Source organism: Rhizobium lentis (assembly GCF_014200175.1).
Taxonomy (GTDB): Bacteria; Pseudomonadota; Alphaproteobacteria; order Rhizobiales; family Rhizobiaceae; genus Rhizobium; species Rhizobium mulingense.
Window position 1 is genome coordinate 272,591 of the sequence record NZ_JACHBD010000007.1, and the last position, 12,914, is coordinate 285,504.

Here is a 12,914-nt window from a genome sequence, read left to right on the forward strand (position 1 = left end):
TTTGGCCCCTCCCATTCTGAAACTCGACGACATCTTTTTGAGCTTCGGCGGCGCGCCGCTTCTGGCGGGTGCTTCGCTGCAGATCGAACCCGGCGACAAGATCTGTCTCGTCGGCCGCAACGGCTCGGGAAAATCCACGCTGCTGAAGATTGCCGCCGGCCTGGTGGAGGCGCAGTCGGGCGAGGTCTTCCGCCATCCCTCTTCGACGGTGCGTTATCTCGAACAGTCGCCGGATTTTGCAGGCTTCAGCACGGTGCAGGCTTATGCGGAAGCCGGGCTCGGGCCGGGTGACGACCCTTATCGCGTCACCTATCTGCTGTCGCATCTCGGGCTGACCGGCGAAGAAAATCCGAGCAATCTTTCCGGCGGTGAATCACGGCGTGCCGCCCTAGCGCGGGTGCTGGCGCCGGAACCTGACATTCTCCTGCTCGACGAGCCGACCAACCATCTCGATCTGCCGACGATCGAATGGCTGGAAGGCGAGTTGCAGAAGAGCCGCAGCGCCCTGGTGCTGATCTCGCACGACCGGCGTTTCCTGGAAAAGGTTTCGACCGCGACCGTCTGGCTCGACCGCGGCACCTCGCGCCGGCTCGACAGGGGGTTTGCGCATTTCGAAGCGTGGCGTGACCAGGTTCTGGAGGCCGAGGAGTTGGAGCAGCACAAGCTCGGCAAAGCGATTGAGCGCGAGGAGCACTGGCTGCGCTACGGCGTCACGGCGCGGCGCAAGCGCAATATGCGCCGGCTCGGCGAGCTGCAGACGATGCGTTCGCAGTATCGCGGCCATAAGGGACCGCAGGGCACGGTGCAGGCGACTCTTTCAGACGCGCAGGAATCCGGCAAGCTGGTGATCGAGGCCGATAAGATCACCAAGAGTTTCGGCGAGCGCGCCATCGTCACGCCCTTCTCCATCCGCGTGCATCGCGGCGATTGCATTGGCTTGGTCGGCCCGAACGGCGCCGGCAAGACGACATTGTTGAAAATGCTGACCGGGCAGCTTTCTCCGGATAGCGGCACGATAAAGCTCGGCACCAATCTGGAGGTCGCGACGCTCGACCAGAAGCGCGAGGATCTCGATCCCGAGGATACGCTTGCAAACTACCTGACGGACGGGCGCGGCGAAAACCTGATCGTCAACGGCGAGCAGCGGCATGTCACTGGTTACATGAAGGAGTTCCTGTTTCAGCCGGAACAGGCGCGGACGCCGATCAGGAGCCTCTCCGGCGGCGAGCGCGCCCGACTGATGCTGGCCCGCATTCTTTCGCGCCCGGCGAATCTTCTGATCCTCGACGAGCCGACCAACGATCTCGATATCGAAACACTCGACCTCTTGCAGGAAATGGTCGCCGGCTTTCCCGGCACCGTCATTCTCGTCAGCCACGACCGCGATTTCCTCGACCGCACCGTGACCTCGACGATCGCCCCTGCAGTGCCGGATGCGCCTGATGGCCGCTGGATCGAATATGCCGGCGGCTATTCGGATATGCTCGCCCAGCGAAAGGGCGCGCTCGAGGAGCGCAAAAGGGCTGAGAAGGCGGCGGAGAGGCCGAAAACCCAGGAGACGGCAGCTGCCGCGGGAAGCGCAAGGGGCAAGCTCTCCTTCAAGCAGAAATTCGCGCTGGAAAACCTGCCGAAGGAGATGGCCAAAGCCGAAGCCGAGATCGCCAAGCGCGAACAGGTGATGGCAGATCCCAATTTCTTCACGCGTGATCCGGCAGCCTTTAACCGGCTTGCAGCCGAGATGGAGAAACTGCGCGCCGGTCTGACCGCCATGGAAGAGGAGTGGCTGGAGCTCGAAATGCTGCGGGAAGAGCTGGAGGGCTGAGTTTCACAACTCAGCCGCTCGCTTTATCCATGTAACCAGTGGTCCGGCGAGGGCGACCCAAGGCGCTGGGAGCGGGGACGGCAGCGGCGCCCGCACTGGCGCTGGCGCCCGTCTGAGCGACCTGCGGCTGCGGACCTTCGGATTTTGAAGGCAGCGCCTGCAGATGCAGGACGCGCGGCTGCAGCGCCTCGAGATAGGCTTCGGAGCGGCCGATATAGATCATGCCGGTTTCGGGCATGGCGGTCAGCAGCTTTGCCATCGTTGCCTGCCACTCCGGCTCCATGCCTTCCAGCACTTCGTCGAAGACGATCCAGCGCGGGCGTACGAGCAGCAGACGGGCGAAGCCGATCGCCTTCTGTTCGTCGCTGTCGAGCAGCTTGTCCCAGCGGGCGCGGGTATCGAGCCTTGTGATCAGCGAATGCAGGCCGGCCTTGTCGAGGGCGGCCTCGACGGCGGCCTTCTCGTAAGCATTGGGGCTTTCGGGGAAAGCCAGCGCCTCGCGTAGCGTGCCGCCCGGCACATAGGCGACCTGCGGCACGAACAGGATATCGTCGACTGGCGGCAGACCCATCGTACCGCTGCCGCATGGCCAGAGGCCGGCCATGGCCTGAAACAGCAGCTTGCGGTTGACGCTGTGATCACCGTTGATCATGACTTTCTCGCCGGCCTTGATCACGACATCGGTTTCGCGCAGACGGAAACCGCCGCATTCGTCTATATCTTCGCCGATCTTGGCGTTGATCACCACATCCTTCAGCGTCAGTGTGTCGGGTGCGGTGTTTTCGTAAGCGATGCTGTCCTTCAGGTCGTAGTCCGCGTCCATGTCGAGCAGCGCCTGGCGGAAATCGGTGACGCGCATCAGCGTGGCGCGCCATTCGGCGATGGGACCGAAATTGGCGACATACCACCGCAGCGCGGTATTGACCTGGTTGAAGGCACCGACCGACATCATCAGCTGGCCGAGGGTCAGGCCGCCGGAGAAATAGGCAGGTGCGGCAACGATGATCGGAATGACGATCACCAGCCAGCCGTAGCCGGCCGATACCCAGGTGAGGTTGGTATTGGCCATGGCGAGGCGCTTGACGACCCGCAGCACCGAGCTGATGTCGGTGTTGATGCGCCGGCGCTCGTTCTCCTCGCCGCGGGCGACGGTGATCGCCGGCATGTTTTCATTGGCATGCATCAGCGTGAAGCGAAGCTCGGCCTCTTTCGAGAAGCGGTCGGCATTGAGCTTCACCAGTTTGCGGCCGACCACCTGGCTCAGCACCGAGGCGGAGGCGGCGTAAAAGATTGCGGCCCAGACCATGTAGCCCGGAATGGAGAAGCTGTGGCCGCTGATATGGAAGATGAAGCCACTGGAAAGTTGCCAGAGCACGCCGATGAAGCTGACCAGAAGAATGGTCGATTGGAGCAGGCCGAGAACAAGCCCCGTCGTGCTTTCGGCGAGATTGCGGGAATCCTCGTGCAGCCGCTGATCCGGATTGACGCCGATCAGGCCGCTGGAGGCGAGCCGCAGCGCCCGCTTGCGCTTCAGCCACTGGTCGACGAGATCGCGCGACAGGCCCTCGCGCATATAGAGCGCGGTCATTTGGTTCAGCCAGGCCTGCAGCACGTTGAGGAGCAGCAGCGTGCCGGCGATCATCGCGAAGATTTCGAGCTGGTGGAAAAATTCGCCGAGGTCGCGGCGCTCCAGCGAGTCGTAGAACGGGGCATTCCACTCATTGAGGATGACCTGGCCGTAGGACGTCGCCAGGATAACGAGGATCAGCACGGTCGCCAGAAACAGCACCTTGCCACGCACTTCAGAATTCCAGAATGCGGAGAACATCACCCCGAGGCGATATGCCAGGCTGAAATCATAACCTACTCCATCCTGCCTCCGAATACCCGGCCTCCCCTTGGTCTTATCTGCCATCACGCTTTTCCAACACCGCCCCATACTGTCATTATTAACATGGTGGCGTCACCGGTCTATCAACAGATTCTATCAGTCATTAAACTGTGATGAGGCTTGCCTGAGTCGCCGCTGTATGCATTCGGCAGTTGATTCGTCGCGCGACTGGGACTAATTAAGGCATTCCGTGGTGATTTGGCCGGCCGGCTTGCAGCCACGTTAAAAAATTCGCTAAAGGGCCGCGTGCGGACCGGTAGCGATTTTTTGTCGCCGCCGGTTTTTATTTTTGATCGAGTGACCGCAATGCCCATCAAGATCCCCGATACGCTGCCCGCTTTCGAAACCCTCGTCCAGGAGGGTGTACGGGTAATGACCGAGACAATGGCGATCCGACAGGATATCCGCCCGTTGCAGATCGGGCTGCTCAATCTCATGCCGAACAAGATCAAGACCGAATTGCAGATGGCCCGCCTGGTCGGCGCCTCGCCGCTGCAGGTGGAGCTGTCGCTCATTCGCATCGGCGGGCACAAGGCGAAGAACACCTCCGAAGATCACCTGCTCGCCTTCTACCAGACCTGGGAAGAGGTAAAGCAGCGCAAATTCGACGGCTTCATCATCACCGGCGCACCGATCGAACTCCTGCCCTATGAAGACGTCACCTATTGGAAAGAGATGCAGGAGATTCTCGACTGGACCGAAACCAACGTCCATTCGACGATGAACGTCTGCTGGGGCGCGATGGCGGCGATCTATCATTTCCACGGCGTTCCGAAATACGAGCTGAAGGAGAAGGCCTTCGGCGTCTACCGCCACCGGAACCTGAAGCCTTCCTCGATCTATCTCAACGGCTTTTCCGATAATTTCGAGGTGCCGGTGTCGCGCTGGACGGAGGTCCGGCGCGCTGATATCGAGAAATCCGAAAGCCTGGAAATTCTGATGGAATCGAGCGAGATGGGCGTCTGCCTCGTGCATGAGAAAAGGGGCCGGCGGCTCTACATGTTCAATCATGTCGAATATGATTCCACCTCGCTCTCGGACGAGTATTTCCGTGATGTCGACGCCGGCGTGCCGATCAAGATGCCGCACAATTACTTCCCGCATAACGATCCGGCGCTTGCGCCGCAGAACCGCTGGCGCAGCCACGCACATCTCCTGTTCGGCAACTGGATCAACGAAATTTACCAGACGACGCCCTATGATGTCGAAGAGATCGGCATGGATCTCTGAGCGGATGAGCGGATGCCGCGGCATTTCTTTCTGATCCGACAGGTTGCGGATTGAAGCAAATGCGGGCAGGTTCCGATCCTGAACCCCAAGGATAGAACGGAACGGATGTCGATCATGTCGGAGAAGTTGGAGCGGGAAGTTTTCGGGCAGACGAAGGCGGGCGAAACCGTCTATCGTGTCGTCATCAAGGGCGGCGGGTTGACAGCCAAGATCATCAGCTGGGGCGCGGTCATCCAGGATCTGCGCCTTGAGGGACATGATGCGCCGCTCTCGCTCGGCTTTGAGGATTTCGACAGCTATCCGCTCTATTCCGCCTATTTCGGCGCGACGCCAGGCCGCTGCGCCAATCGCATCGGCGGCGGTAAATTCACGCTCGACGGCAAGGACTATCAGCTCGAGCCGAACGAAAACGGCGTCACGCATCTGCATGGCGGCAGCGACAATATCGCCAAACGCAACTGGACGATCGTCGAACATGCCGTCGACCGCGTGGTGCTGAAGATCGTCGATCCGGATGGCCGCGCCGGCTATCCTGGCAATTGCACTATCCAGGCAACCTTCTGGGTGCGCGACAACGGCGAACTGTCGGTGACCTACGAATCGACCAGCGATCAGCCGACGCTCGCCAATGTCTGCCAGCACGCCTATTTCAATCTCGACGGCCGCGAGGATGCGCTCGGCCACGACATCATGATCGCCGCCGACCACTATCTGCCGACCGACGAGAGGCAGGTGCCGACCGGCGAGATTCGTTCCGTCGCCGGCACGGAATTCGACCTGCGCGAAATGACGCCGATGAAGCGTTTCGTCGGCAGCGAGCAGGTGCTGTACGACCATAATTTCTGCCTGTCAGCCGAACGCACCGCCAAGCGCAGCGTCGCGCTCGCCCGCAGCCTTTATTCCGGTGTGTCGCTTGAGGTGCGTAGCACCGAGCCGGGCGTGCAGTTCTATGCCGGTTTCAAGCTGAATACCGGGGCGCCCGGCCTCGGTGGGCGCAAATACGGACCCTTCGCAGGTTTCTGCCTTGAAACGCAGGTCTGGCCGGATGCCATCAATCACCAAGGTTTCCCGAATGCGGTGCTGCGCCCCGGCGAAGTGCTGCGTCAGGAGACGGATTATATTTTTACCAAGAGCTGAGCGTCGGCCGGACGAACACGTGTCAAATTTGAGCGCTATGAAACCCTCTCCGGACACGCGCCGGGGAGGGTTTTTTCTATCGGCATCCGATTGCGTCTTGCCGATTGGTTCTAAATAGGTTCTATTGCCATCCCATGGATAGAACCAGTCTGATAGCGGAACTGAATAGCCGCGGTCTGCGTGACGCGGGCCTGACCGGCCCGCTCTACAAGCGGCTGGCGCTGGCCCTGACCGGCCTTGTGCAGGAAGGCCTGCTGAAGCCTGGCACAGCGCTTCCGGGCGAGCGCGACCTTGCCGAGGCCTTGAAGCTCGGCCGCGTCACCGTGCGCACCGCCTATCGCGATCTGATGGCGTCGGGCGTACTGGAATCGCGGCACGGAAGCGGTACTTTCGTATCGAGCAGAGTGGAGCGCATGGAACAGTCGCTCTGGCGGCTGTCCTCCTTCTCCGCCGACATGCGCTCGCGCGGGCGGCTGCCGGCCGCACGGATCTTGTCGCGGTCGGTCAACACGCCGTCGCCGGAGGAATCCTTCCTGCTCGGCCTCGGTGGCGACGAGCCGGTTCTGCGGCTCGACCGCTTGCGTCTTGCCGACGGCCTGCCGCTGGCGATCGAGCGCGCGGTGGTGCCGATCAAGTTCCTGGGCGACGATGCCGGCGGCGAAGGATCGCTTTACGATGCGCTGGCGGCCAACGGCCACAGGCCGGTGCGGGCGCTGCAGCGGCTGACCGCGGTCACGCTCGACCCGTCCTCGGCCGCCATCCTGAATGTCAAATCAGGCGCGCCGGCGCTTCTGATCGAGCGCGTCTCGCGCCTGGAAGACCAGCGCGTCGTTGAATACACCCGCTCGCACTATCGCGGCGATGCCTATGATTTCGTTGCCGAATTGAGAATCGGAGATGACCTATGAGTGAGAACCAGTCGCTGATGCTGCAGGAAGCCGGCCAGTCGCCGGAGGTGGTAGCCACACTCCTCGAAAAGGAAAAGCCGGTCTTTGCCGAGATCGCCCGGCTGTTTTCGTCCGCCCGCCCGAGCGTCGTGACGACGGCGGCGCGCGGTTCCTCGGATCACGCTGCCACCTTCTTCAAATATCTTTTCGAGATCACCTGCGGCGTTCCGGTTGCGTCCGTCGGTCCGTCGATCGCTTCCGTTTACGGCGCCGCGCTCCATCTGAAGGGCGGCGTGCATTTCACCGTCTCGCAATCGGGTGCAAGCCCCGATATCGTGGCGCTGCAGGAGGCGGCCAAGAAAGGCGGGGCGACGACGATCGCCGTCGTCAACGTCACCGACAGCCCGCTGGCGAAACAGGCTGATATCGTTCTCGGCCTGAATGCCGGCGCCGAAAAGAGCGTTGCGGCAACGAAGTCCTTCATCGCTTCCGTTGCCGCTCTTGCCGGCGTCACGGCTGCGATCGGCGGCGCGTTCGACCTGCAGACAGCGCTCGCCAAGCTGCCGGAGGCGCTTTCGGCAACCGCCGGGATCGATACGGCGGCAGCCGAAGAGGTGCTCTTCCATGCGACCTCGCTCTATACGGGCGGCCGTGGCCCGGCTTTCGCGATCGCGCTTGAAGCGGCATTGAAGGCCAAGGAAACCGCCGGCCTGCATGCAGAAGCTTTCTCGCTGGCGGAACTGATGCACGGTCCGATGCGCCTTGTGCAGCCGGGTTTCCCGATCGTCGCCTTTGCGCCCGACGACGCGGCCTTCGCCAATAACAGCCAGGCGCTGGAGCGCCTGCAGAAGCTCGGCGCCACCACTGTCGGTTTCTCCACGCAGCCGCTTTCCGGCATCAATCTGCGCGTGCCGACAACGGGCAACGGCCTCGTCGATCCGCTGGTGTCGCTGCTCGTCTATTACCGGCTGATCGAGTCGGTGACGCGCCGCAAGGGCTTCGATCCGGACAAGCCGGCAAACCTGCTCAAGGTGACGGAGACGGTCTGATGGCCCGCAAGATCTTCATCGGCGCCCGTATTTTCGACGGCGAGCGCTTTCGTGACGACAAGGCGCTCATCGTCGCCGACGGCCGGGTCGAAGCGATCGTTGCGACAAACGACCTGCCGGACGGCGAGACGGTGACGCTTGCCGGCGGCGTGCTTTCGGCCGGCTTCATCGATGCGCAGGTCAACGGCGGCGGCGGACGGATGCTGAACGACGAACCATCAGTCGCCTCGATGGAGATCATCGCACAGGGGCATCGGCCCTATGGCACGACGTCACTGCTGCCGACGCTGATCACGGATACGGCAGAGGCCTCCATCGCCGCGATCGAGGCCGCGATCGAGGCTGTCAAAGGGCACCGCGGCGTCGCCGGCTTGCATCTCGAAGGCCCGCATCTGGCGCCGGCGCGCAAAGGCGCGCATCTGGCCGAATTGATGCGGCCGGTGGAGGACCGCGACGTCAAGGCCTTCATCCGGGCGCGTGAGGCGATCGGCACGCTGCTCGTCACTATTGCCGCCGAACAGGTGACGGTTGCCCAGGTGCGCGAACTTGCCGAAGCCGGCGTCACCGTCAGCATCGGCCATTCCGATTGTTCGAGCGAGGCGGCGGAGGAACGTTTCGATGCCGGGGCGCGCGGCGTCACGCATCTCTTCAACGCGATGAGCCAGATGGGACATCGCGCCCCCGGCCTCGTCGGCGCGGCGATCGATCATCCCTCGACCTGGTGCGGCATCATTGCCGACGGCCATCACGTCGATCCGAAGGCTTTGCGCACGGCGCTGCGCGCCAAACGCGGCGAAGGCAAGCTGTTCTTCGTCACCGACGCGATGTCGCTCGTCGGATCGGAAGAGGATTCGTTCACGCTGAACGGGCGCACCGTCCGGCGCGAAAAAGGCGGCTTCTGCTCGAAGCTGGTGCTGTCCGACGGCACGCTGGCCGGTTCCGACGTCGACATGATCTCGACGATCCGTTACGGCGTCACTTATCTCGACCTGACGCTCGCCGAGGCCTTGCGCATGGCGACCCTCTATCCCGCGCGTTTCCTCAGACTTGCCGATCGCGGCCATCTCTCGCCGGGCGCGCGCGCCGATCTCGTCCATCTTACCGATGAGCTGACTGTTACCGCCACCTGGCTCGCCGGCGAGGCGGCCTGACATCAAGGAGACGTGGCATGACTGATATCACCGATGCCTATTTCTCCAATCTGATCGGTCGACTGGAGACGCTGAAACGGGTACTTGCCGAGCCGATGGCGCAGGTAGCGTCGGTCATCCTCGATGCCGCCCGCGGCGACAAGCGCGTTTATGTCTTCGGCACCGGCCATTCGCACATGCTGGCGGAAGAGGTGCACTACCGCGCCGGCGGGCTTGCCTTCACCGTGCCGGTGCTTGTTGGGTCGGCCATGCTGCACGAGGGAGCGGTCATCAGCTCGGTCTATGAACGCACACAGGGCCTCGTGCGGCCGATGCTGGAGCGTTACGGCATGCAGCCGGGCGACGTTATTATCATTGCCTCGAATTCCGGCGTGAACGCCGCGCCGATCGAGGCCGCCGACTATGCGCATGAAATCGGCGCCAAGGTCATCGCCATCACCTCGATCGCCTATTCCGCAGCGATCGCCAATGGCCGCCGGCGGCTCGCAGAAGTCGCCGATATCGTGCTCGACAACGGGCTGCCGCCGGGTGATGCCGTTCTCGACCTCGCAGGCACAGGACTTCGGGTCGGCCCGGTCTCGACGGCAGTCGGGGTCACAGTCATCAATGCGATCTTTGCCGAAGTCGCCTCGGAGCTTTCCAGATCCGGCGATGCGCCGGTCTATCTCAGCGCCAACATGCCGGGGGCGGCCGAGATCAATCAGAAGCTGGTGGAGAAGTACAGGCCGCGCAATCCGCATCTCTGATATCGCGGATAGAAAAAAGGCCGGTCTGAGCCGGCCTTTTGCGCGAGATGCAACCAGGATCAGTCCTTTGCGCGCTCGACGTAGGAATTGTCTTCGGTCGCGATGACGACGCGGGTGCCGGCATTGATGTGCGGCGGCACCATGGTGCGCACGCCGTTCGACAGCATGGCCGGCTTGTAGGAGGACGACGCCGTCTGGCCCTTGACGACCGGCTCGGTCTCGGTGATTTCGAGCGTGACGTGGCGCGGCAGTTCCAGCGCCAGCGGAATGCCTTCGTGGATCGACAGGATGCAGGACATGCCTTCCTGCAGATAGGCTTTCTGGTCGCCCATGGTTTCGACGTCGACCACGACCTGGTCGTAGGTCGCCGGGTTCATGAAGTGGAAGCCTTCGCCGTCTTCATAGAGATACTGGAAGGAGACGTCTTCGACGAAGGCGCGCTCGACCTGTTCGGTGGTGCGCCAGCGCTCGGAAACCTTCACGCCGTCGACGATGCGGCGCATGTCGACCTGGGTGACCGGCGTGCCCTTGCCCGGATGAAAGTTCTGGGCGGTGAGAACGACGTAGAGCTTGCCGTCGACATCGAGAACGTTGCCCTTGCGGACCGAAGAGGCGATGACCTTGACCATAAGACTTCCTTGTAACTCGGCTTTCGGCGTCGTAGAGGACTGTCGAAACGCCCCGAAGACGCAAATGTTTTTCTTTGGGGGCGCAACTAACCTAAAATCCGGGAAATAGCCACCCCATACCGGCTTCTCCGGCGAAGAAAGCTTGGAATGAACTCTGCGGCCAAAGCGTCCCCCTGGTGGACCCCGTCCGTGCATGCCGATCGCCGCCCGTTCCTCATCGGGCGCAATGCGATCCAGGCGGCATTGCGCGGTTTTTTTGCGCGCGAGGATTTCATCGAGGTGGATACAGCGGTGCTGCAAATCTCGCCGGGCAACGAGGCGCACCTGCATGCCTTCGCGACGGAAGCGGTGACGACGGACGGGCAAAGAGCGCCGTTTTATCTGCACACCTCGCCGGAATTCGCCTGCAAGAAGCTGCTCGCAGCCGGTGAGCAGCGCATCTCGTGCTTTGCCCATGTCTACCGCAATCGCGAGCGCGGGCCGCTGCATCACCCGGAATTCACCATGCTCGAATGGTATCGGGCGGGCGAAAGCTATGAGAGCCTGATGATGGATTGCGTGCGCATTCTGGCGCTTGCGGCCGAGACGGCGAAGACTGACAGGCTTGTCTATCGCGGCCGTGAGAGCGATCCCTTTGCGGGGCCGGAGCGGGTGAGCGTCGCCGAAGCCTTCGAGCGTCACGCCGGCATCGATCTTCTCGCCTCGGTCGCCGCCGACGGTTCGACCGATCGTGAGCATCTGGCGGCCGAGCTCAGGCGCGCCGGCATGCGTATGGCCGAAGACGACGGCTGGGCCGATCTCTTCAGCCGGGTGCTTGTCGAGAAAATCGAGCCGCATCTCGGCTTCGGCCGCATCACCATCCTCGACGAATATCCGGTCTCGGAGGCGGCCCTTGCCCGCCCTTCAGCCGGCGATCCGCGTGTTGCCGAGCGTTTCGAACTCTATGCCTGCGGCGTCGAGCTCGCCAACGGCTTCGGCGAGCTCACCAACGCCGCCGAACAGAAGCAGCGGTTCGAGATCGAGATGGCCGAGAAGATGCGCGTCTATGGTGAGACCTACCCGATCGACGAGGATTTCCTGGCGGCGCTGTCATCGATGCCCGAGGCAAGCGGCATCGCGCTCGGTTTTGACCGGCTGGTGATGCTGGCGACGGGCGCTTCGCGCATCGATCAGGTGCTCTGGGCACCGGTTGCGGAGTATGGGCGATGAACGCCGTCAAGCCGATCAAGAGCGTCGATGATCTTCTACAGGCAGGGCTGGCCTCGCCCCCCGATCGCGCAATGCTCGACGAGGTGGCCGCGCGTTATGCGATCGCCCTGACACCTATTATCACCAGGCTGATAGATCGGGCCGATCCTGATGATCCGATCGCACGGCAATTCGTGCCCGACGCGGCCGAACTGACGGTCGCGCCGGGGGAACGCGCCGATCCGATCGGCGATCATGCCCACAGCCCCGTCGAAGGCATCGTCCACCGCTATCCCGATCGCGTATTGCTCAAAGCCGTGCATATCTGCCCGGTCTATTGCCGCTTCTGCTTCCGACGCGAAATGGTCGGGCCGCAGGGTCTCGGCACGCTCGATGCGGCGGCGATGCGGAAAGCCTTCGATTACATAGCCGGTCACCAGGAGATCTGGGAAGTCATCCTCACCGGCGGCGATCCACTGGTGCTTTCCGCGCGCCGGCTCCGCGACATCATGGAGGCGCTCGCGGCAATCGCGCATGTCAAGATCATACGCTTCCACACCCGCGTTCCCGTGGTCGATCCCGAAAAGATCGACGCGGCGCTGATCGCTGCCCTGAAGGCGAGCGGCAAGACGGTCTATGTGGCGCTGCACGCCAATCATTCGAGGGAACTGACAAGCGAAGCGCGCGCGGCTTGCGCCCGCCTGGTCGATGCCGGCATCGCCATGATCAGCCAGTCGGTACTGCTGAAGGGCGTTAATGACGATCCCGACGTGCTTGCCGAACTGATGAAGGCCTTCGTCGAAATCCGCGTCAAACCCTATTACCTGCACCATCCGGATCTCGCGCCCGGCACCGGCCATTTCAGATTGACGATCGACGAGGGGCAGCGGATCGTCGCGGCGCTGCGCGGACGGATTTCCGGGCTTTGCCAGCCGGCCTATATCCTCGATATCCCGGGTGGTCACGGCAAGGCCGTCATCAGCGAAAGCGTTATCCGGACAACAGGGGACGGATGTCATTCCGTCTCGGACTATCGCGGCGGCGAGCATTCCTATCCCCCCGCCGGTTGACGCAAAATGGCGCGTTGCGTGTCATTTCTGTACTCGTCGCCTCGAACAGCGCCGCAAGCTTCGCCGTCGGAAATCTATTAAACTATTGATGTGACATTCTTATATTCAGCCCGG

At 62.4% G+C, this 12,914-nt stretch carries 11 protein-coding genes and 1 riboswitch; of the genes, 9 read left to right on the forward strand and 2 right to left on the reverse strand.

The features are described 5' to 3' along the window. The first annotated feature begins 1 nt into the window (after position 1). Positions 2-1,822 (forward strand): ABC-F family ATP-binding cassette domain-containing protein, encoded by a 1,821-nt coding sequence (locus tag GGI60_RS18530; protein ID WP_183917553.1) that lies wholly within the window; start codon positions 2-4, stop codon positions 1,820-1,822. Between the two features lie 10 nt (positions 1,823-1,832). Here GGI60_RS18530 and GGI60_RS18535 read toward each other — a convergent pair whose 3' ends face one another. After that, positions 1,833-3,737: an ABC transporter ATP-binding protein/permease gene (locus GGI60_RS18535; protein WP_183917555.1), complete on the reverse strand. Its 1,905-nt coding sequence runs from the start codon at positions 3,735-3,737 to the stop codon at positions 1,833-1,835. Between the two features lie 156 nt (positions 3,738-3,893). Continuing rightward, positions 3,894-3,971, forward strand: a riboswitch (SAM riboswitch). A gap of 48 nt (positions 3,972-4,019) precedes the next feature. Between GGI60_RS18535 and metA the strand changes: the two genes are divergently transcribed. The 6 genes from metA to GGI60_RS18565 all read left to right on the forward strand — a co-directional run bounded on the left by metA (position 4,020) and on the right by GGI60_RS18565 (position 9,913). Next, positions 4,020-4,943, forward strand: coding sequence for a homoserine O-succinyltransferase (metA, locus tag GGI60_RS18540; protein ID WP_064683908.1), 924 nt, complete (start codon positions 4,020-4,022; stop codon positions 4,941-4,943). A 114-nt stretch (positions 4,944-5,057) separates the two neighbouring features. Then, positions 5,058-6,080: an aldose epimerase family protein gene (locus GGI60_RS18545; protein WP_183917557.1), complete on the forward strand. Its 1,023-nt coding sequence runs from the start codon at positions 5,058-5,060 to the stop codon at positions 6,078-6,080. Between the two features lie 134 nt (positions 6,081-6,214). Then, a complete protein-coding gene (locus GGI60_RS18550; protein ID WP_183917559.1) occupies positions 6,215-6,988 on the forward strand; it encodes a GntR family transcriptional regulator in 774 nt (257 codons plus the stop codon). Beyond that, the gene (locus tag GGI60_RS18555) at positions 6,985-8,016 is read left to right on the forward strand and encodes an SIS domain-containing protein (RefSeq protein ID WP_183917561.1); all 1,032 of its coding nucleotides are present in this window, start codon (positions 6,985-6,987) and stop codon (positions 8,014-8,016) included. The genes GGI60_RS18550 and GGI60_RS18555 overlap by 4 nt, the downstream gene beginning before the upstream one ends. Next, entirely contained in the window at positions 8,016-9,167 is a 1,152-nt protein-coding gene (gene nagA / locus GGI60_RS18560; RefSeq protein WP_183917563.1) for an N-acetylglucosamine-6-phosphate deacetylase, read from the forward strand. The genes GGI60_RS18555 and nagA overlap by 1 nt, the downstream gene beginning before the upstream one ends. Positions 9,168-9,184: 17 nt before the next feature. Continuing rightward, positions 9,185-9,913, forward strand: coding sequence for an SIS domain-containing protein (locus tag GGI60_RS18565; protein WP_183917565.1), 729 nt, complete (start codon positions 9,185-9,187; stop codon positions 9,911-9,913). A 59-nt stretch (positions 9,914-9,972) separates the two neighbouring features. Here GGI60_RS18565 and efp read toward each other — a convergent pair whose 3' ends face one another. After that, complete coding sequence (gene efp / locus GGI60_RS18570; RefSeq protein ID WP_183917567.1) at positions 9,973-10,542, reverse strand: elongation factor P; 570 nt, start codon at positions 10,540-10,542, stop codon at positions 9,973-9,975. Between the two features lie 147 nt (positions 10,543-10,689). Between efp and epmA the strand changes: the two genes are divergently transcribed. Together epmA and GGI60_RS18580 are read left to right on the forward strand one after the other, a co-directional pair. Continuing rightward, a complete protein-coding gene (epmA, locus tag GGI60_RS18575) occupies positions 10,690-11,751 on the forward strand; it encodes an EF-P lysine aminoacylase EpmA (protein ID WP_183917569.1) in 1,062 nt (353 codons plus the stop codon). After that, the gene (locus GGI60_RS18580; protein ID WP_183917571.1) at positions 11,748-12,800 is read left to right on the forward strand and encodes a lysine-2,3-aminomutase-like protein; all 1,053 of its coding nucleotides are present in this window, start codon (positions 11,748-11,750) and stop codon (positions 12,798-12,800) included. Before epmA ends, GGI60_RS18580 begins: the two co-directional genes overlap by 4 nt. The last annotated feature ends 114 nt before the right edge of the window (positions 12,801-12,914 follow it).

Coding starts and splice junctions, on each gene's coding strand:
- GGI60_RS18535 (WP_183917555.1), bottom strand. CDS start 3,737: ATGGCAGATAAGACCAAGGGGAGGCCGGGTATTCGGAGGCAGGATGGA.
- metA (WP_064683908.1), top strand. CDS start 4,020: ATGCCCATCAAGATCCCCGATACGCTGCCCGCTTTCGAAACCCTCGTC.
- GGI60_RS18545 (WP_183917557.1), top strand. CDS start 5,058: ATGTCGGAGAAGTTGGAGCGGGAAGTTTTCGGGCAGACGAAGGCGGGC.
- GGI60_RS18550 (WP_183917559.1), top strand. CDS start 6,215: ATGGATAGAACCAGTCTGATAGCGGAACTGAATAGCCGCGGTCTGCGT.
- GGI60_RS18555 (WP_183917561.1), top strand. CDS start 6,985: ATGAGTGAGAACCAGTCGCTGATGCTGCAGGAAGCCGGCCAGTCGCCG.
- nagA (WP_183917563.1), top strand. CDS start 8,016: ATGGCCCGCAAGATCTTCATCGGCGCCCGTATTTTCGACGGCGAGCGC.
- GGI60_RS18565 (WP_183917565.1), top strand. CDS start 9,185: ATGACTGATATCACCGATGCCTATTTCTCCAATCTGATCGGTCGACTG.
- efp (WP_183917567.1), bottom strand. CDS start 10,542: ATGGTCAAGGTCATCGCCTCTTCGGTCCGCAAGGGCAACGTTCTCGAT.
- epmA (WP_183917569.1), top strand. CDS start 10,690: ATGAACTCTGCGGCCAAAGCGTCCCCCTGGTGGACCCCGTCCGTGCAT.
- GGI60_RS18580 (WP_183917571.1), top strand. CDS start 11,748: ATGAACGCCGTCAAGCCGATCAAGAGCGTCGATGATCTTCTACAGGCA.